Annotated in this window: 20 protein-coding genes and 2 pseudogenes; 18 read left to right on the top strand and 4 right to left on the bottom strand. The window is 33.6% G+C overall.

The features are described 5' to 3' along the window. Nucleotides 1-86 precede the first annotated feature (86 nt). Nucleotides 87-940: pseudogene (locus tag EAG08_RS23110) on the bottom strand (acyltransferase family protein). A 322-nt stretch (nucleotides 941-1,262) separates the two neighbouring features. Next, nucleotides 1,263-1,424 (bottom strand): annotated as a pseudogene (locus EAG08_RS06650) (transposase); the annotation flags it as partial. 309 nt (nucleotides 1,425-1,733) lie between these two features. Between EAG08_RS06650 and EAG08_RS06645 the strand changes: the two are divergent. Beyond that, nucleotides 1,734-2,018 (top strand): DUF559 domain-containing protein, encoded by a 285-nt coding sequence (locus tag EAG08_RS06645; RefSeq protein ID WP_228446802.1) that lies wholly within the window; start codon nucleotides 1,734-1,736, stop codon nucleotides 2,016-2,018. A gap of 254 nt (nucleotides 2,019-2,272) precedes the next feature. On the opposite strand, the gene EAG08_RS06640 is transcribed toward EAG08_RS06645, so the two are convergent. Both EAG08_RS06640 and EAG08_RS06635 read right to left on the bottom strand, forming a co-directional pair. Continuing rightward, nucleotides 2,273-3,301 carry a LacI family DNA-binding transcriptional regulator gene (locus EAG08_RS06640; protein WP_129534769.1) on the bottom strand — a complete coding sequence of 343 codons (1,029 nt, stop codon included), beginning with the start codon at nucleotides 3,299-3,301 and terminating at the stop codon, nucleotides 2,273-2,275. A gap of 165 nt (nucleotides 3,302-3,466) precedes the next feature. Beyond that, nucleotides 3,467-4,303 (bottom strand): retropepsin-like aspartic protease, encoded by an 837-nt coding sequence (locus tag EAG08_RS06635; protein WP_129534768.1) that lies wholly within the window; start codon nucleotides 4,301-4,303, stop codon nucleotides 3,467-3,469. A gap of 198 nt (nucleotides 4,304-4,501) precedes the next feature. On the opposite strand from EAG08_RS06635, the gene EAG08_RS06630 reads away from it, so the two are divergent. From EAG08_RS06630 to EAG08_RS06560, 17 genes are all read left to right on the top strand, one after another. Beyond that, nucleotides 4,502-5,809: a Na+/H+ antiporter gene (locus EAG08_RS06630; protein WP_317126314.1), complete on the top strand. Its 1,308-nt coding sequence runs from the start codon at nucleotides 4,502-4,504 to the stop codon at nucleotides 5,807-5,809. Then, entirely contained in the window at nucleotides 5,806-6,084 is a 279-nt protein-coding gene (locus EAG08_RS22905; protein ID WP_317126313.1) for a hypothetical protein, read from the top strand. The genes EAG08_RS06630 and EAG08_RS22905 overlap by 4 nt, the downstream gene beginning before the upstream one ends. Nucleotides 6,085-6,322: 238 nt before the next feature. After that, on the top strand, nucleotides 6,323-6,727 hold the full coding sequence (gene tssD, locus EAG08_RS06625; protein ID WP_185145185.1) for a type VI secretion system tube protein TssD: 405 nt from the start codon (nucleotides 6,323-6,325) through the stop codon (nucleotides 6,725-6,727). 204 nt (nucleotides 6,728-6,931) lie between these two features. Then, a complete protein-coding gene (locus EAG08_RS06620; protein ID WP_129534767.1) occupies nucleotides 6,932-8,863 on the top strand; it encodes a type VI secretion system Vgr family protein in 1,932 nt (643 codons plus the stop codon). Nucleotides 8,864-8,865: 2 nt separating this feature from the next. Then, nucleotides 8,866-9,036, top strand: a complete 171-nt coding sequence (locus EAG08_RS21310) for a hypothetical protein (RefSeq protein ID WP_164998535.1) — start codon at nucleotides 8,866-8,868, stop codon at nucleotides 9,034-9,036. Between the two features lie 64 nt (nucleotides 9,037-9,100). Then, entirely contained in the window at nucleotides 9,101-9,958 is an 858-nt protein-coding gene (locus tag EAG08_RS06615) for a DUF2931 family protein (protein WP_262696811.1), read from the top strand. A 157-nt stretch (nucleotides 9,959-10,115) separates the two neighbouring features. Continuing rightward, nucleotides 10,116-10,517: a hypothetical protein gene (locus tag EAG08_RS06610; protein WP_129534765.1), complete on the top strand. Its 402-nt coding sequence runs from the start codon at nucleotides 10,116-10,118 to the stop codon at nucleotides 10,515-10,517. Nucleotides 10,518-10,519: 2 nt separating this feature from the next. Next, complete coding sequence (locus EAG08_RS06605; RefSeq protein ID WP_164998534.1) at nucleotides 10,520-11,416, top strand: T6SS phospholipase effector Tle1-like catalytic domain-containing protein; 897 nt, start codon at nucleotides 10,520-10,522, stop codon at nucleotides 11,414-11,416. A gap of 184 nt (nucleotides 11,417-11,600) precedes the next feature. Next, entirely contained in the window at nucleotides 11,601-12,641 is a 1,041-nt protein-coding gene (locus EAG08_RS06600) for a hypothetical protein (protein ID WP_129534763.1), read from the top strand. 15 nt (nucleotides 12,642-12,656) lie between these two features. Further along, the gene (locus EAG08_RS06595) at nucleotides 12,657-13,712 is read left to right on the top strand and encodes a hypothetical protein (protein WP_129534762.1); all 1,056 of its coding nucleotides are present in this window, start codon (nucleotides 12,657-12,659) and stop codon (nucleotides 13,710-13,712) included. 2 nt (nucleotides 13,713-13,714) lie between these two features. After that, entirely contained in the window at nucleotides 13,715-14,230 is a 516-nt protein-coding gene (locus tag EAG08_RS06590; protein ID WP_129534761.1) for a DUF4280 domain-containing protein, read from the top strand. A 3-nt stretch (nucleotides 14,231-14,233) separates the two neighbouring features. Then, nucleotides 14,234-16,213, top strand: a complete 1,980-nt coding sequence (locus tag EAG08_RS06585; protein ID WP_129534760.1) for an OmpA family protein — start codon at nucleotides 14,234-14,236, stop codon at nucleotides 16,211-16,213. 14 nt (nucleotides 16,214-16,227) lie between these two features. After that, nucleotides 16,228-16,977 (top strand): hypothetical protein, encoded by a 750-nt coding sequence (locus EAG08_RS06580; protein ID WP_129534759.1) that lies wholly within the window; start codon nucleotides 16,228-16,230, stop codon nucleotides 16,975-16,977. Beyond that, nucleotides 16,937-17,611 (top strand): hypothetical protein, encoded by a 675-nt coding sequence (locus EAG08_RS06575; protein ID WP_129534758.1) that lies wholly within the window; start codon nucleotides 16,937-16,939, stop codon nucleotides 17,609-17,611. The genes EAG08_RS06580 and EAG08_RS06575 overlap by 41 nt, the downstream gene beginning before the upstream one ends. An 11-nt stretch (nucleotides 17,612-17,622) precedes the next feature. Next, a complete protein-coding gene (locus EAG08_RS06570; RefSeq protein WP_129534757.1) occupies nucleotides 17,623-17,958 on the top strand; it encodes a hypothetical protein in 336 nt (111 codons plus the stop codon). Between the two features lie 29 nt (nucleotides 17,959-17,987). Then, nucleotides 17,988-18,317 (top strand): hypothetical protein, encoded by a 330-nt coding sequence (locus EAG08_RS06565; RefSeq protein WP_129534756.1) that lies wholly within the window; start codon nucleotides 17,988-17,990, stop codon nucleotides 18,315-18,317. A 119-nt stretch (nucleotides 18,318-18,436) separates the two neighbouring features. Next, entirely contained in the window at nucleotides 18,437-19,117 is a 681-nt protein-coding gene (locus EAG08_RS06560) for a hypothetical protein (RefSeq protein WP_129534755.1), read from the top strand. The last annotated feature ends 43 nt before the right edge of the window (nucleotides 19,118-19,160 follow it).

Genomic DNA, 19,160 nt, shown 5'->3' with positions numbered 1-19,160 from the left:
AAGCAAAAACAAATTTGGTATCCATAGGAACGAGCTTCAGCCCGTTTTTCTGTGAAGTATGAGGATTGGCTCTCACCTATATTCTATTAGTATAATTTTTTTATTAATAGTCTAGCATTTTTTTCAATTAATTCATATGAAATGATTGAAAAAACTAATAAAAACAATATGAAAATAAATAAGAACTGCATGTTGTCAATAGGCATATTATAATATGTAAATATTTTTTTCATTATTTTATTAACAGGATACTGGAGTATATACAATGAATAACTCACTTCTCCTAAATAGCAGAATATTTTATTGTCAAATATTTTTGTTATATAACCATTGTTTGCAGATATCAAAATTATTAATGGAGCAAATGTTACAGACAACAAACCATTGTGCAATTGTAATGATGTGAATTTTAAAATTATAATTGTTATAAATACAAATATTATTATTAAAAGGTCATAGTTTCTAACTTTCATTTTTGTTAAAAAAAACATTGCAGATAAATTTCCAATTAAGAATTCATTTAAATGCATAACGGGAAAATAAAATGCAAAATCATGACTTTTCGAAGGATATCCTTCATAAAAATTCGTTTTAGTAAAAAAGTTTATAAATAACTGACTTATAATCCAAAATACAATTATAATTATTGAAGTAGTTTTAAAAGTATATTTTTTAAAAAAGTAAAAAATAAGAGGAAATAAGCTGTAAAAAATATTTCAACAGAAATAGACCATCCTGGTGTATTTAATGTTAAAGGAAATCCAGGAATCCAAGATTGTAGTCCAACAACATTATAAAAAATCTGTTCATTATTATTGTTTTTAGTAATTACTAAAAACAATAATAATGCAAAAATGTACATAGGATATATTCGAGCAAATCTATTTTTATAGTAATTTAAGACATTAATATTTTTATTATTATAGGCAATAATCATAATAAAACCAGATAAAATAAAAAAATAGCTTACACCAATATGTGCATTTGAAACAATTAAATTTATATAATTATTTTCATAAAAAAAGTATTATGTCCATAATGAAATATTACAATTGATATTGCGGCTAAGAATCGAGTAAAAGTAATTTGATTTATCATCATAAAATTTGTGTTACATTTGGCTGTAAGCAATGCACCATCCAAACTATAATTTGTTAAAAATAATGAAATAAAAAGATATATCAAGTTTTAATTCACTTACTAGGAAAGCCCATTCGCCCGATGTCGCGGATTTGCAATCCGTGACTAAAAAACACAAGGAGTCACCCCATAAAAACCACAAAAACATCTAAAGCATTATCTAACTCTGCATAATTTCTGGCACTGCTGAAATAGTAATGCTTGGGCTCTGCCACTATTTTCTGTTTTACAGGATTTTGATGAATATAATTTATCTTTTCCTTAATCCATTTGTTTGAAAAAACTTCCCAATCTTATGCGAGCATCTTACTCGTATTCAATCAGATGCACTCAGAAGCAAACATTTTCTACATTCCTGCGAAAACAAACCACCCCGTCAAAAATTCTTTCAAATTTTCGCCACCCCTCCAGAGGAGGGGAATTTTTCATGTGTAGGTTTTCATTGAATATTTGTCTTATATTTCTAAATTTGAATTAAAGTCTTATTCTTCTTACGAAGACTATAATTCCCCTCCCTCGGAGGGGTGGATTTTTTCGAAGAAAAAAGACGGGTGGTTTAAGAAGTCCACAAATACAAATAAAAACACAGCACAATGAAAGAAATATTAACCCGAATCAACGGAATTTCCATCCGTGAAAATTTCGTAGAAAACCTTCCGTATAATCCAAAATTAAAATCATTATTATACGGAAAGCGAAAAGCCGGAATTTTAAGTGAAGTGATTTTTTGGAATCAGGTTCGAGCAAAAAGTTTTCACAACATAGATTTTGACCGGCAGAGAATTATTGGAAATTACATCGTTGATTTTTATGTCAAAAAGTTAGGGTTGGTTATTGAAATTGTCGGCTGGAGCCATGATGTAAAAAAAAGATTATGATGAAGTAAGGCAGAAGTATTTGGAATCTTTAGGACTGGAAATTTTTAGAATAACTGATTTTGATGTGAAGAATAATTTGGGGTTTGTGATAAAGGGTTTGGAGGATTTTATTGTTCAGCATTATGCTTATTAAACCACCCCGTCTCAATTTTCTTCGAAAATCGATCCACCCCTCCAGAGGAGGGGTGGATTTTTCCGAAAGGAAAAAAACGGGGTGGTTTAAAGAGTATTAAAAAAAGTTCTAAAGAGAAAACCTACTTCCTCTTCGAAGACTTCCTCACACAAATCTGCGGTGCCAGCACCACTTTCTTTTCAATAGAAACTCCGGAAGAATTATCTTTGATGCGATCTATAAAAACCTGTCCGGCCATATTTCCCATAAGCAGTGGAGTCTGATCCATCGAGCTCATCGGAAGCTCCATAAATTGAGTAAAAGGTTCATTGGAGAAACCAATCACAGCAACTTCCTGAGGGATTTTAATTTTACGTTTTTTTAATTCCTGACAAGCACCAAGTGCTGCAAAATCACTAGAAGAAAATATAGCATCGGGAATTGAAGGTCTGCTCCATAAAGTTTTGATGGCTTCAATTCCTGCCTCAATAGAACTTCCAGTAGAAATAATGTTTTCCTCTTTTACCTGAAAGTTGTGGTCGATTAAGGCTTGTTTATAACCATTCAGACGGTTTTGATAAATTTCAAGATTCAAATCTCCGGCAAAGTGACAGATGTTTTTGTAACCTTCACTAATCAGATGTTCGGTTGCCATATAACCGCCACGGTAATCATCAATCGTAACCGTGCTAATTCCAGGAATGTCTTTCTTTCTATCGAAAAATATAATAGGTGTATTTGTTGTATTTAAAATATGCTGAATGTGTTCTGTATCAACCGTTGTTCTGGAAACAGACATGAAAATTCCGTCTACCTGAGCATTTAGTAAAGTATTTAGGTGTTTCTTTTCGGTCAAAACATCTTCATGACTCTGGCAGATAATCACATGATAGCCATGCAGAGAAAGTTCCTCCTCAATTCCACGGATGACGGACGAGAAAAAGTTGGTATTGATGTAGGGAACGATAATTCCTACGTTTTTGGTTTCTCCGCTTTTGAGGGCTTTGGCAAGATTATTCTGCTTATAGTTCATCTCTTTGGCAGTCTTCATCACCAGATCTTTCGTGGCCTGACTGATTCTCGGATTGTCATTCAATGCTCTGGAAACCGTTGCCACACTTACGTTTAGCTTTCTGGAAATATCATAAATGGTGGCATTCTTCTTTGTCATAGGTATTCTGGACTAACGTTAAATTTCCTTCAATATTCCATTACGGAATGGAGGTAAATTTAATCAAATTAAGCATATCTGCGGTTAAAAAACCACATTTTTATTGTTTTTTAACTAGATGCAACGGACTTATAAGATAAAGATATTCTGAAGTTTAGATGGTGCTTAATCAAGGATGTATATTTTTTTATTTTTCAGGCTGATTCCTATTTTCTTTCCGAGCCAATTGATGCTGGTTTTCCCTTCGTAGATAAGGCCTTCTACAAACATCACTTTTGGATCTTTCAGTGTGACAAATTCATTGGAAATTGATCCCACTGATCCTTTGTAGAATTTGGTTACAACGTTTTCATTAAACTCACTTTTCTTTTCCATCATCTCGAGTTTTGCTGCATCCATACCCAAAGTTTTAATCAATTTGTCACTGAGCCAGAAAGAATTATTTCCCGCTCCGGAATCTAGTAAAACCTGAATTTTAAATTGATTATTTAGCATTATATAAGTAGAGATGTCAATGGTTTTATCCGCATGGGTGGTTAATTGAATATCAAAACTTTTTGACTTTTTATCTTTTGAAAAATCGGTTAAAGTGATTTCCTGCTTATCAAAATGAATGATAAAATCTGTTTCTTTAAACATAGGTAAAGAGATTAATCCATCGATACCGTCAAGTTTCATGTCAAAAGTTGAGTAAGAAATGTTGGTGAATTTTTTACCTGCAAATGTAATTTCTTTATTTTGGTACAAAGGAATATCTATTCTTTCGCCTGTCGCTCGGTAGGCTGTAAAGAAATTGTAAGTAGATTTTGGCTTGATGTCTTTCGCAAAACTGTCAAAGAAAAGATTGATTCCACCACCTGTATCGAAAATAAAATTTCCTTCTTTCCCTTCGATCGTGGCTTTTGCAATAATATGACCAGAAGGAAGAATTTTAATAGGAGTTTTTTGAGCAGATAAGAAGGTTGATAAGACGATGGAAAACAGGTATAGTATTTTTTTCATTTTCTTTTTGTTGGAATTTATTGATTTAAATGGAAGTCAAAAGTAAGTAGTTTCAATTAATTGTGAAATAAAAATAAAGTTTAATAATTTTTAAAGTTTTAAAAAAATAGTTTACATAATTAATTTTTCAACATAGAATAATAACTTTATCAATCGATGTATTTCTTATTTTTGTATTTTAAAACACAAATAATACAAATGCACAGTCTTTTACCTTTTATATTGGCAATGGTCGGCGTCATCGTTCTTTTGAATATGTTTGCTGCCAAACTGAAAATTGCTTATCCCATTTTATTGGTTATTGGAGGGTTAATCATCAGTTTTATTCCTGGATTACCTGTGATAAAAATTGATCCGGATCTGATCTTTTTCATATTCCTTCCGCCGTTATTGTTTGAAGCAGCCTGGAAGATTTCATTTAAAGAAATGATGAAATGGTGGCGAATTATCGGAAGTTTTGCCTTTCTTGTTGTGTTTTTTACTGCTTTATCTGTTGCGCTGATTACCAATTATTATATCCCGGGATTTACGATTGCTTTAGGGTTTTTGCTCGGTGGAATCGTTTCTCCTCCCGATGCAGTAAGTACGGGTGCAATCACCAAATTTGTTAAAATTCCGAGATCTACCTCTACAATTTTAGAAGGGGAAAGTTTGCTGAATGATGCTTCTTCATTGATTATTTTCCGATTTGCATTAGTTGCGGTTGGAACGGGGCAGTTTGTTTGGCAGGATGCTACGATGAGTTTCTTTTGGATGGTGATTGGTGGTGTTGGGATTGGCTTGTTGTTAGGATGGCTTTTCGTCAAGGCACACAAACTTTTGCCAACAGATGCTCCTTCTGATATTGCACTGACCATCATTGAGCCTTACGTCATGTACTGGGTTGCAGAACAGCTACACAGTTCGGGAGTTTTGGCAGTTGTAGCTGGTGGACTTTTCATGTCAGCAAGACGATTAAAATTTCTGAACAGCACAAGCCGGATTCATGCATACAGCGTTTGGGAAAGTCTTATTTTTATTTTGAATGGCGTTGTTTTTCTTATCATCGGTTTGGAATTACCGGAAATTGTAGATGGGCTTCGAGAGGATCAAATTCCTTTGGAAACTGCTATTGGTTATGGAGTTTTGGTAACCGGAATTCTAATCGCTGCAAGAATGATCAGTTCGTATGCCGCACTAATTTCTACCATGATTTTCCGTCCAAGTGTACAGCCACACGCATCTTCCAGAAGACGACGTTGGATGATGCCGCTTCTGTTAGGCTGGACAGGAATGAGAGGCGTAGTTTCTTTGGCAGCAGCTTTGGCGATTCCTGTGACTTTAGATAATGGCGAAGCTTTCCCGCACAGGAATTTGATCCTGTTTATCACGTTTGTTGTAATTCTGCTGACCCTATTGGTGCAAGGGCTTACTTTGCCTTACATCATTAGAAAAACTGGATTTTTTGATGGCGTTTTCAATGAAGAAAATGAAATTTTAACAAAACAAAGAATAAAAAAGAATTGAAACAACATATGTATCAATTTCTGAAGTCTAAATATGAAAACGAATTAAAAGATCACGCTGGATTGGAAATGTTCCTGAAACATTGGGAAGAACGTACAAAAGCTACCGATGACAGTTGGATGAATGAAAAAACAAAAGTAATTTTTGTTGAAATGCTTGAGATTCAGCGAGAATATCTTTCGGAACTGAATAAAGATCCCAAAATAAATGAGGAAATTATCCGTCAGCAATTATTCCAAATTGACTTGGAAGAGGAAAGGTTGAAGATGATTTAAAATTAAAATTTAGGTTAAACTAATTATATTGAATGAATGATTGAATAAGTATTCGATTCTTTTGATCGTTATAAATCAAGTAAATTTTCTGCTATCGTAGTTTTACTACATGAAATCGTAGAACTACTACAATTTTCGAAATAATGATTTAAAAGTTTAAAAAATAGTTTTTGTGTAATTATCTTTGGGTATACAAAAAATCATTACACGAAATATTAACGATTAAAATTTACAAATCATGGCAGCAAATTCAAGAGGAATCTTAAAATTCAATGGCAGCGAAGGTCAGAAATTATTAAAACTGAACTACAGCGTTTCAAGATCAACAGACGTATCGGGTAGAGTAGCATCAGATCCTTCGAATGCATTAATCAAATTAACAATCGAGGCAACAGAAAAATCTGACATCCTAGAGTCATTGTTAAACGGAAAATACAAGCCTACTTCAGGTGAAATCACTTTCAACAAATCTCACGAAGAAGGTACTTTGATTACTTTGAATTGGGAAAACGGATACGTTATTCAGCACGAAGTAGATTTCGATGCGGTAGACGAAAATTCAATGCTGATCAGCTTTATTGTAAGTGCTGAAAAAATCAACTACGGTACATCTGCTTATGAAGGTGTTTGGCCAACAAGCTAAATGAAAAACTTACCTTTTAAGTATTATTGTATACAAAGCAAAGACTGTCTTTAGAGGCAGTCTTTTTCGACAGAATATAAATTTCTGACAATATATTTATGAAAAGTACTTATGGTATTAGCTTTAGTATAATAATTAAAGTTTTTATATCATACGGTTTTGAATAAATTTTGTATATTTATCCTACCACACAATCACAAAATTATGTCAAGTACACCAGAACAGTCTAGTGGGAACCAATTCCGTCCGTCACAAAATGCGGCAGGAGTCTCAGAAAATCACCATACCGGCATCAACCGCCTGGTCAAATTATCTTTGGTTATTGAAGGTAAAGTAATCAAATATTACAAGCATTTCAAGCTTACTCAAAGTGCACAGAAGCACCACGAGTTTACATTGACTTTAGCTCACGACACTTTAGGTGACCGCCAAACTCATACTTTAGAAGAAGCCAATAAATTTTTAGGCAAACGTCTAACGGCAGTTATTTCTTACAAAGACATCGACAAAAGTCCTGAACGTACATTTGTGGGCGTCATTACGGGGGTAGGTTTCAGCCAGGAGAGAATGAGTTTGGGAAACATTGTTTTATCCGGTTACAGTCCGACCATTTTATTGGATGGTGCCCCTCATATTCAAAGTTTCGGCGGAAGTCAGGCCGTGAATATGGGAATTATTGCCGAAGAAGTCATTAAGCAAGGTTTAGATAAAAGCCGTTTTGATATCAGAATCGATACAAATGATTATTCTCAAATCATTTACAGCAGTCAGTATGACGAAACGCATTATAACTATTTGGCAAGAATGGCAGAAGCGTATGGCGAACAGTTTTACTACGACGGTGAAGTGCTGCACTTCGGAAAACTTCCACCACAAAACCAACCCATCAAACTGACGTATGGAAGCAGTGCTAATGACATAAAAGTTGAACTGAAAGCGGTTCACACAAAACCTCAGTTCTACGGCTACAACAGCAATAAAAATGAAGTTTTAAAATCAGGAGCAACCCCGATTCAACATGTTGGAGATTTGGCAAAAACTGCTTATCAGCACAATGATAGTATTTATAAAACTCCGTCATTAAGAGTCGCTCCAATCAAAGCAACAACCCATTTGGATGTAGAATATTCACAAAAAAGTACTTCGGGAAGTGAGGCGGTCAATGTTTTCAATATTTCAGGTTCAACGACGGTTCCTTTTCTACATCCCGGTTGCGCAGTCGATGTGGAAATGCGAAAACCTGATACGAATGAAACTTCGTATTTCACAAGAATCATGGTGACAGAAACGACGCATGAAATTGACACGATTGGTCATTACACCGGAAGTTTTAATGGAATCGCATCAGACACAGGATTTTTGCCAAAACCTGAGTTCACGACACCAAAAGCAGAGCCACAGATTGCCACAGTAATTTCCAACACTGATCCGGAAGGACAGGGAAGAGTTCAGGTAAGATTTGACTGGCAGACGAATGACACGACTCATTTCATCAGAATGATGAGTCCTGATGCGGGAGGAACAGACCAGATTACCCAGAACCGAGGATATGTAGCGATTCCAGAAGTTGGAGATCAGGTAATGGTGAATTTCGTACACAATCACCCCGATAGACCTTTCGTCATGGGCGGAATGTTTCATGGTGGAATTGGTTTGGGTGGCGGAATCAACAATCATTTGAAATCAATTCAAACGAGAAGCGGAATCAGAATTTTGATGAATGATGAAGAAGGAAGCGTGAACATCATCGATCCGAGTGGAAATACATACTTCATGGATGGAAAGGGAAATATTTCAATGAATGCTCCGAAAAATTTCACATTAAATGCAGGTGAAAACATCAATATTACAGCCGGTAAAGAAATATCAGTAAATGCAGGAGCTAGTATTACAAGTTCGGCAAACGACAATATTATTTCTACGGCAGGAACAGATATTGTACAAACTGCAGCAGGAGATATTCGTGAATCTTCAGACACCAGAACTGAAATGGTGGAAAAAGAATTTTTCCGTCAGTCTGAAACTTCCAACGAAATTGCCGGTGAAATGTCGATATTCAGCGAATTGGAAAACATGACAATGCAAAGCGGAAAGATTGTTGAATTCAACAGCGCAGAAAAATCAAAATTATTCTAATCATGGCCATTCGAAAAACTGCAAAAAATATTATCATCAAAGTGAACGATACTTATAATTTGAGTGTCGGGAAAAAGGCTGAAAAAATTGCGCAAAAAATCAATGCAGAGGCTAAAAAAGGCAATCTGGTTTTGGCAAGTAATAAAAAAATAATGTCTCATGGGAATAAGTAAGTTGAAAATATTACTTCTTTTTATTCTCTGTAGTTTCTCTGTGGCAAGTTGTCAAAATAAAAAAATGGACGAAAAATATAATTGGTTAGGAACCATCTCTGCGCCTGAGGAATATCCTATGGAAATTTACAAAGGAGCAATTATAGCAGATAATTTCACTTATGGTTTTGATGCTATTTGGGGGACTCAAAATACGGGTTGGGGAAATGAAGGCGGAACGATGAGTGTAGAAACCCAAAAAATGGACATTCCAAGTAAGCTGGAATTTACATGGTATTCTTTAGTTGAAAATAAATTTTATACCGGAAAATGGGATTTGGACAAAGAAAAAATAAAAACTCTTTTTGAAAAAGGATTTACTGATCAGGATAATGGCCAAAAAACAACATATACCAATTTTATTGTAGGCCTTGCTCCGAAGGGACGAGTTGTTTTATGGATTAATGGTGCAGGAAATCAAAGAGAAGTAGGTGTTTTTCAGGCTCATGATACATTAATTACTCAGGAAAAAGCCTACGACAATGCAAAATATATGTTGAAAGAAGGTTTTGCTGAAAGAATGTTAAAAGATCCGTCTTATAAAACATTTAAACCCGAAATCAGAGAAAAAATAGAAAAACAAGGGTATCCTTCACCTGAAATTTATGATGCTTACAGAGAAAGATACAGTTGGAAACCATCTGTTGTTTTGCCAAACGGAGCTGAATGGATTGACTTTGGAATGACGAATTATAATGGCGAGCAGGAAAACCTTTTTAATGAAAGCCTGACAAAAGATACTTACAAAAAAAGAGCGATTCCGAAATTCTGCGGTTTCTATTGGAGAGACCAAAATAAAAACAGATACGCTGTCTGGATAGATTCTTTTGACGAAAAAGAAATTTTTGGATTGTTCCAAAAACTAGGAAAAGAAAAAACATAGATTTTACGATAAAAGTTAATGACGATAATACGGCCGCAATCTTATCATTAAAAACCGATAACGAAGAACTGCCGATTACGAAAGCAAAAACGAGATTTTCCCGTAAGATAGAATAATCTATTCCTTACAATGTTTATTAATTAAGACAAAAAGAACAATGCATAATAACAAATTTGGAGACTACACCCCGGAAATATCCAAAGAGGAAGTTTTAGACATTACTCTTGGGATATTTTTTGACGGAACTTTAAATAATAAAACCAATACTATCGAAAGAAGAGATAAAACTCCGGATTACAAAAAAAACGGAGGCTCTCCTACAGATAACAACAGTTATAATAATGATTGGAGTAACGTCGCACGTTTATGGGATCATTATGATAAAAGTTCTGGGATCTATATAGAAGGAATTGGTACGGAAGACAAAGAAGAAGACTCAATGTTGGGATATGCTTTCGGAACGGGAGATACAGGAATCAGGGGTAAAGTAAGAAAAGGCTGTGAAGAAATCGTTAAGAAAGTAAAAAATATAAAAAATGCTAAAAAGCAGATAAAATAGCGGTGCTTACGTTTGATGTTTTTGGTTTCAGCCGTGGAGCAGCGGCGGCTCGTAATTTTGTGCATGAAATAGGTAAATCAAAATATAAAGCAAAAACCACAACGGTTTCTCATGAAGGGATGACTTTCACTTCTCATTCTGACAGCGACGGAAACGGAGTTGAAGGAGAAGAACTTCCAAAGTGGGGACATTTGGGATTAAAATTGCAGGAAGCCGGAATTAAAATTGATGTTCTTAAGGTTCGGTTTTTAGGAATTTACGACACAGTTTCGTCTTATTCAAAGAACTTTTCTCCAAAACCGAATTTTCACAATGATGTGGACGAATTAGGTCTTAATGATATCGGAAGAGCGCAGACTGTCATCCATTTTGTGGCAGAAAACGAGCATAGAGAAAATTTTGATTTGACCAATGTGCATGTTGGTATAGAAAGAATTTTTCCCGGAGTTCATTGTGATGTAGGCGGAGCTTATGAAGATGGCACAGAGAGTTGGGAAGAAATTGAGACCTCCTGGACAACGGCTACGAAATTAAAGACATTAAGAAGCCAGCTCATTGCAGATGCTTGGTTTAAAGAAGAACAGCTTACCATAGAACCTGGTTTTTATCTGGCATTAAAAGGAAGTCGGGATTTGGTGAAAACTTACAGCTATATTCCTCTGCATTTTATGGCAGAATATGGTGATCAAAAAGAAATTCCATTTACCTTAAAAAAACTTACCGACGAAAAACATTCTATCGCTTCTGATGCTTTGCTGATGAGAGTGAAAGATCGCTTAAGACCTTATGCAATGGGCAACGGAAAACAATATGTTTTTAAGAGATACAAAGAAGTTGAAAACGCTTATGGCGGCGCATCAATACCAGAACAAAAATATGCAGATTATCAAAAGAAATGAAAGAACAGGATGATCTGAGAATTCTCAGAAATAAATATCTGCACTGGTCTGCAAGAAGGGAAGGAATAGGAATGGATCCTACTTCCGACAGAGTAAGAGTTGTTCATTAATTGAGGAAATATTTAATGTATTTAAAAAAAGAAAAATTCGAAAGCTATCTATTGATGTAGTTGGAATTTAATTTATGCAGAAGTTCAACAAACATATTATACAACCCGGAGAGACTGTAAAAAGTATAGCCAATCTTTACAGCTTGTCTGAAGAATCTTTGAAGTTTTTTCACAACAATAATTGCAAAGTAGAAGACAGTATTTTAATAAATTTTACTCATCAAAAAGAGCTGTTTCTGCCAAGAACTGCGGTTATTGATAAAAATAAACTGGTAAAATTTGGTCATGGAAACAGTTTGATTTTTCAGCCCGAAAATTCATCGTTGAAATACAGTATGATCATAACTATCGAAAATGATGAATATAAAAATGAATTAAAATATGATGTTTCTGTTCGATGGATTAAATATGAAAGTGGTTTTCATTTTTTTGAAATCGATAGAATTTCAAATCTCTTTCTGAATGAAGAAGAAGTCAATGAAATTGCAGATCTGCTGGCATACAAAACGTCTAAAGTTTTATATCCAATGCAGATAAGCGTTGATCAGCAGGGGAAATTTAATAACATAGAGAATGCTGATATATTCAAAGAAAGATGGAAAGATGTAAAAGATGAGGTTTACAAAGAATTTGAAGGAGATATCGTTGATGAATATTGCCAGAAAATTGAAGCGGTTTTAGATGAACCCAATTCTCTTTTTATCTTCATTAAAAATGATTATTTCATCCGCACATTGTTTTTTGGGATCTATCAGAAATTTAATCAGGATTATCAGACTGAGATGACAAAAACTTTTCCGGTGATAAACAACGCTGTGGAACCGAATTATAAAATTGAAGTAGAAATAGATCCTTTAAAAGATGATTATGATTTAATAAATATTGTAGGAAACGGAAAATTACATGATGAAAGAAGCCGATATGATTTTATTAATGGAGCGCCATTTTCTCTGATTATAGAAGATAATCCTGTCATGAATGATGACGGAAATTTCAGACTTCAATATTATCTGAATGGTGAAACCCAACTTCCGGAATCATTGTATTTAGAATGTGATATCAACACTGAAAAAAGAAAAAAAATATCGGTTGTAATAGCTGTTATGACTGATTAATTTAAAATCAAACCAATGAAAAAAATATTTAATTATAAATTGTTTTTAACGCTGTTCATCTTAATTTCTACTCTCAATTTTGGGCAGAAAACAGAATTTACCGTTCCGAAAAATATTGAGGAATTACAAAATACCCTATTTGATTTTAAAAATGATTTCACGAGAGACGAAGCAAAAGCGGCAGCGGCGGGTGATAACGAATTTTCTACAACCGTTGATCTGTATGATTTGAAATTTGATGCTAATGAGAAAAATCCTTATTTAAATTTAGCAGTAAAGAATGGTGCAAAACCAAAACAGTTTATCCAGAAAGCAACTTGGAATGTTTCTATGAAAAAAGTTTCGGCAAAAAGCACGAAAATCAGTGTTTTTCTTGAAGAAATAAATCCGGATAGCTGGTCAAAAAAAGAAGTTGATGTAAAGCTTACAAAATCAACGGGAAAATTGGAAAAGGAAGTCAAAGAATTTCTTTTGAATAGTAAGACTAAAGCACTTTCGAAAGGATTGGAGGCTGTGGAAGATAGTGCAATTGATGCCGAAACAGTCGCAATGATGAATGCTCAGGCCGATGAACAGATTGCAGCTGTAGAAGTAAAACAAGCACAAAAAAAGATGACTTCAAAATATCTTCAGAATCTTTTTGCTAAAAAACAATTTATAAATCTTCCGACAAGCGCAGAACAGTTGACAAAACTTCTAAAAACAGACCCAAGTGAAATGGAATGCGAAACCTGCAAAAATGGCGAATATTCTAATTGGGATTTTGAAAATTTCAATATGATTTATGCAAATATGACCAGTGGTGAAGAGTATTATGCCATTCAATATTATGGTGAAGACGCAGTTTCTGGTTTGCCTTATGGTCTGGTTTTTAATGATAGTTCACCTTCAGAATGTAAAGATAAATTTGCCCGCTACAAAGCTCAATTGTATCAGACAACCGTGGGAGTTGATGAAAATACATCAAAAGCTTTAACGGTCGTAACCTTTAAAATGAATACTTCATTTGTCCGTTTAGAATTCGGAAATGAATATTTAACACGAATTGTAATTTCAAATAAAGAATTATAATCATGGCAGAAAAACACATCGTAGTACAGGGAGCCATGTGCAAATGTCAATTTGGGCAGGCTCCGGATAATCTTAAGGTTCTTACTCATCAAAAAGAGTATGCAAACGATAAAAGTGCAGCAAAAAAACTGATTGTCACGACTAAAGAAATCGGTGCTGCCACATTTGAAAAAAACACATTCGGAAATTGTACGAAAATGGGAGTTCCACCACCACCATGTAAAATTATGGTTACAGAATGGCAGAATTTCTATGATAAAGTACAGCTCAGCAATGGCGGATATATTATTTTGGAAGACAGCAAAGCAGTATGTGCAGTTGCAGGAACTCCGTGCATTGAAATTATAGATCACGGGCAGAGAGCAGAAGCGAGTCAGCAGAATTTTAAAAATGCAGATCAGGATGTGCAGCAGCAGATTAATCCGTTGATTAGTCCTAACGAAATGTTTGAAGAAGAGCCTACCCATGAAGGTCTTGAATCGGGGCAAACTGCACAGGAAGAATCCTTAAAATTGTAAAAAATGTCAAAAGGAATAAAGAAAATAAAATTTGTACCTCAACCTAATGAAGCCAATAACTCTAATTCAAGAGTTAGTGCGGATAAATGGGTAATTGTTCCGGCTAATAAAAAAGCTCATTTTTACATAAAAGAATGGCATAAGGATACTACTGAGGCTCAGAAAAAGGGAAACATATATTGGATGGTTTTGGATAAAGACAGAAAAAAGATAGTTGATCGTCTTCAATGTATGACCGACAAATATTTTTCGTATAAAATACCGAAGCGTCTATGTGGATATCCGTATTATGTGGAAGCTAGTATGACGGGGAAACCCGATATTAACTTCACAGGGCTTGTTATTCTAGCACAATGCCCGCCATTCATTGTTTCTAGTAGTTGGAGTAGAACAAGAGGTGGCAAGAATCTCAAAAATACAGATGATAATAACTATGGACTTTGCTACGGCGAAGAAGTACACTTCCATGCTGACACAGAAGGTATTAATGGTGAAATAGTTACCGTAGAGGTTTATAATGAAATGTGGAATGGTAATTATAAAATGCGTACAGTTCACAGTGTTACGGTTACAGACGGACAGATTAACCTTAAGATTCCTAATACATCAGAATGGAAAGCTTCAATAAAATTCATTCAGGATAATGAAGAATTTTATGTAAAAATTAAAAGAAAAACGGGTGGATATTTGCGAGACAAAGACGGAATAACAGAACACGGCAAGAACCTGAATATTAAAAATGAACTTAAAGTAGTCAATAAAACAAAACCGTCGAATCAATCTACAATTTTAGTCGGTAATACAGAAAAAAATCATCAGGGTGTAGGATTGTGTACATTTAAGCAAATTATTATTACTGATGGTACTCCTGTGACCATTTTTGAAGAAGGAAAAACAAAAGTAAAAAGAGGCGGGCAGACTTCTTATAATGAGATCATAGAGATTGTATATTTTGACTTCGATAAAAGCATCATTCGTGCTGATACCAGAAAGACACTAGATAATATAGCTAACAAACTCAAAAATAATAAACATTCTACTGTAGTTATAGAAGGTCATGCTGACGAACGCGGTCCCGGAGATTTCAATCTAAGGCTTTCCCAAAACAGATCAGAGGCCGTAGCTCAATATTTGAAGCAGCAAGGTCTTAATAAAACAAAGTTTAGCCCACAAGGATTAGGAGAAAATAATCTGATTTATCAAGGAACTAATCTTACTGAGAAACAACATCAGGAAAACCGTAGAGCAAAAATCAGATTTTCGGTAATTGATCATGACGAATTATCATTAATCTATGAAGTAATAGCACCACCTTATGATTCTGGCAATAAGAAAAAAATAACGATACAGGTAAATAATTTTGAAACTAAAGGATGCATCGGCTCCCATGAAAAAAATATAAAAATAACAGATATTGGGCAAGCTAAGAATGGGAACGAGAAAACTCAGTCATTTCCTGTTCCAAGCAAGCAATATGAAGTGTATTCAGATTTGTCAAAATATAATTTACTTCCTATACAATACATTTGGCCTGCTTCAAGTACCCCCAATAAAGTTTATATAGATGTTCATTCGTGTACTTATTTTGCCAATAAAAAAATACCGACAGTTATTGTTAGAACTTATCCTGATATTAAATGGAGATTTGCTTTTTATGTAAATCTAAGTAATAGTTTAAGTATAAAATGGCAAAAACTCTCTCCGGAAAAACATAAAGAATTAAGAAGTAAAGCACTAAAATTAGCAAATGAAGAAAAAGGTAAATATAGTGAGGTTGACTTTGGTGTAGAATTAAAGGCTTCTTTTGATAAGCAGAAAGATGGCACTTACGGCAGTAATCCTGAACTAACGGCTAAATATAGTGATAAGATCTCTAAATTATTTTCAACAATATCGTCTATAAAAAAATTGCCCAAGGAATTACCGGAGGAACAAAAGGTACTGTTTCTAAAGGTATTGGGAGAAAATTACCTTTTGAGATAAAATTAAATGCACCGGTGGTTTATCTTAGTGCCGATTGGGAAGCTGATGTAAGTGAAAAACACAGCGAAATAGGAACTAAACTGAAGTTCGCTTTAGAGACCAAGCCCTTAGTTGAGCTTGCTATTGTTTTTGATTTGTTAGGCTTAGCAGTTCAAGCAGGTGTTGCAGCGGCTACTGCGGGAACCGGAAATGTTTTGGCTCTTGAAATTTTTAATATGGTGAGAGAGTGGGCGGAAAAAGGATATGAATCTGAAAGAGTTGAAATTAAATTTAAAATGTACATTGACTTAGAAGTAAAAGGGAAGGTCGATGGTTCTGCTGATGTCACTTACAGTACCGTAAAAGATGGTAAAGAAATTAATTTTGATTTGACATCCAATATAACAGTAGAATTAAAGTCAGGATTAGAGTTAAAAGGAATGTTCGTGGTAATAGGAACAACTAAAAAACCTGAACTAGAAGGGCACATGGAGGGTAAATTATCTGCAGGAGCTACAATGGGAATTACCTCAGGGCACAAATTACAATATCAGTCTACTCAAGGAATTTACTATATTCCAAGTTTAAGTATAGATCCTTGTGTAGGAACAGTTGTTGTAATGGTAAAAGCAGGTTTTACATATAAAAAAGTAAGTTCAGATTGGACTCCTGTAAATTACAACAGAACAAGAACTTTCTTTGATGGATTTGATATAATGGGACATTTAGCAAAAATAACGGGTAGTGAAAATAAATTATTGCTTTGGGAAAAAAAGAAAAAATAAATTAATTATTTTACTTTTATTAAGTGTTTTTCTGACATCATGTAACGATAATACAATTGAATTATCTAATATTAATTTTCCTGTTAAAAAGGAATCTTTAATTAGTAAAAATAAATTTGAGGTCAAGGAAAGTAAGTATAAAGCTGGATTGCTGACATACGAGGTAAGTCAATTTAATAATTATAAATTTTTTAATGAAAATTTTGACGATGAAATTGCTCCAAATTCTGCCACATATTCAGGAGGAAATTACCTGCAATTTATAGGTAATCAAAAAGATATTAATGGTTTCCAAATTCATATTTACACAAAAAATGAAAGTAAAAAGCTCTTAAAGACCTTAGTGCAAAATTTAGGCAAACCCAGCTTTGAAGATGATAAAGGATTTGAGAAATATTTTATTTGGGAAAATTCAGGAAATATTTATATTTTAAATCAGGGGCAAAATGCAGTGATACAAAATGAAAAGACAATTGAATCTGATTTATTATATTTAAATATAAATAATTTAGGCGATGTAGCGATTAGTGCCACGTCAAATACAAAATATTCAGATTATTTAGATCATAGATTAAAGAGCAAAAAAAATAGTGTAACATATCCATATAGTGCTTATATAAAAGAAGTAAACTAAGAATTTATTATATGAAAAAAATAATTTTAAGCCAAATAATTTTGAGCTTTGTCTTGATTAATTGTCAGGAAAAAAATACCGAAAAATCAAATTCTAAAATAAATGTGTCAAATAACCAGATTACTAAAACAAACAATTCAAAATTAGACTTCAAAGAGTTGAAATTTGGTTCAAGTGTAGAGGAAGTATTGAAAGGAATAGGATTGACAACTAATGATAATGCATCAGATGAATACAATATTTCAGGTGATTATGAAGAGTTCCGATTTCCCAAAAACAAGAAATTAGACCTTTCAATTGCTGGTAATACTGTGTTGAATTCAGATAATACTTCAATTTTTATTTAAAAGAAAATAAAAAAATCTGGTGTTACGAAATGGAATTATTAAATCATAAAGACAGTAAAGAAATAATTAATTCAATCACCAAAACAATAGGTTCTAAACCTGCATTTTTAGAAAAAAATGTCAATACAAAAGAGAGACCTATATTTCTTGATGAAAATGGAGAATCTAAAACCGATCATATAGAAGAAACTAAGGAAGTTTGGGAGGATACTAAAAATAAAACCACCTATTTTTTTATTAATACCATCAATCATACTAAGAATGATAGCATACTGAAAATTTATGTATTGGATAAATTATCTCCAAAATACAAAGAATGGGTATCTTACCGTAGTTTTGATATGTTTTATAACAAATAAATAATATCACTGAAATGATTCACCAACCTTATTATACAATAGATTTTACGGCAGTAAAGTGCAGATTCGAAGTCCTGATTAATGATATACCCGTTATATCTTTGGAAACTGAGGGGCAAATGTCTCCAAACGTTCCAATAAATTTTGGGATTTTTAAATCAGGAAAACAAAAAGTAATAATCAATTTGTTTCCTGTTTCCGGAGAAAATTTACTGGATGATAAAACTAAGTTTGAATATGCCATAAAATTATTTGACGTTCATGGTGAAAGCTTCTCTCATGTAAAAGATTGTGTGAGTAATCAGATTCAAATAAATCGAAAGGAACCAAACTTTCAACAATCGTCATTTTTTGAAGCCGATATTCCGTATACAATGAGCTCCTTCGAAGATAGTGTAGATTTATCATTAGCTGTGAGAGATAATGTACTTGATGTCAACAACAGATTAGAGACAATCTACAAAAAAATAAACGCCTGTTTTGTCAATAAACAGTATGATTCTTTGTTTGAGATTATAAAGAATCGTGAAAATAATATGGCACTCTCAATGTATTTGAGTGAAGCAGATGCAAATGCGCGAATAAATAGTTTAATAGAAGATTCGCAAAATGGTTTTTTACCGATGCCTCTAAGTCATGATAAAGTTTTAAAAATATATGGCAATGGTAAATTAGCAACCTATAAAAAAATAAACGGAGAACCTGCTTTTTTTCTGTACAATAAAAATACAGGAGAAGAACTTATGCTCGATATTATGTTTCATATCCCAAAAGGGAAGAATGAATTTGAAGCTATTTAAATGTCTTTAAATGATAATGTTAGCTGTAAAAAATATTTAAATT

The organism is Chryseobacterium sp. 3008163, from assembly GCF_003669035.1.
Classification (GTDB): Bacteria; Bacteroidota; Bacteroidia; order Flavobacteriales; family Weeksellaceae; genus Chryseobacterium.
The sequence above is the reverse complement of the archived record's forward strand: the minus strand, read 5'-3'. Positions and strand labels throughout refer to the sequence as shown.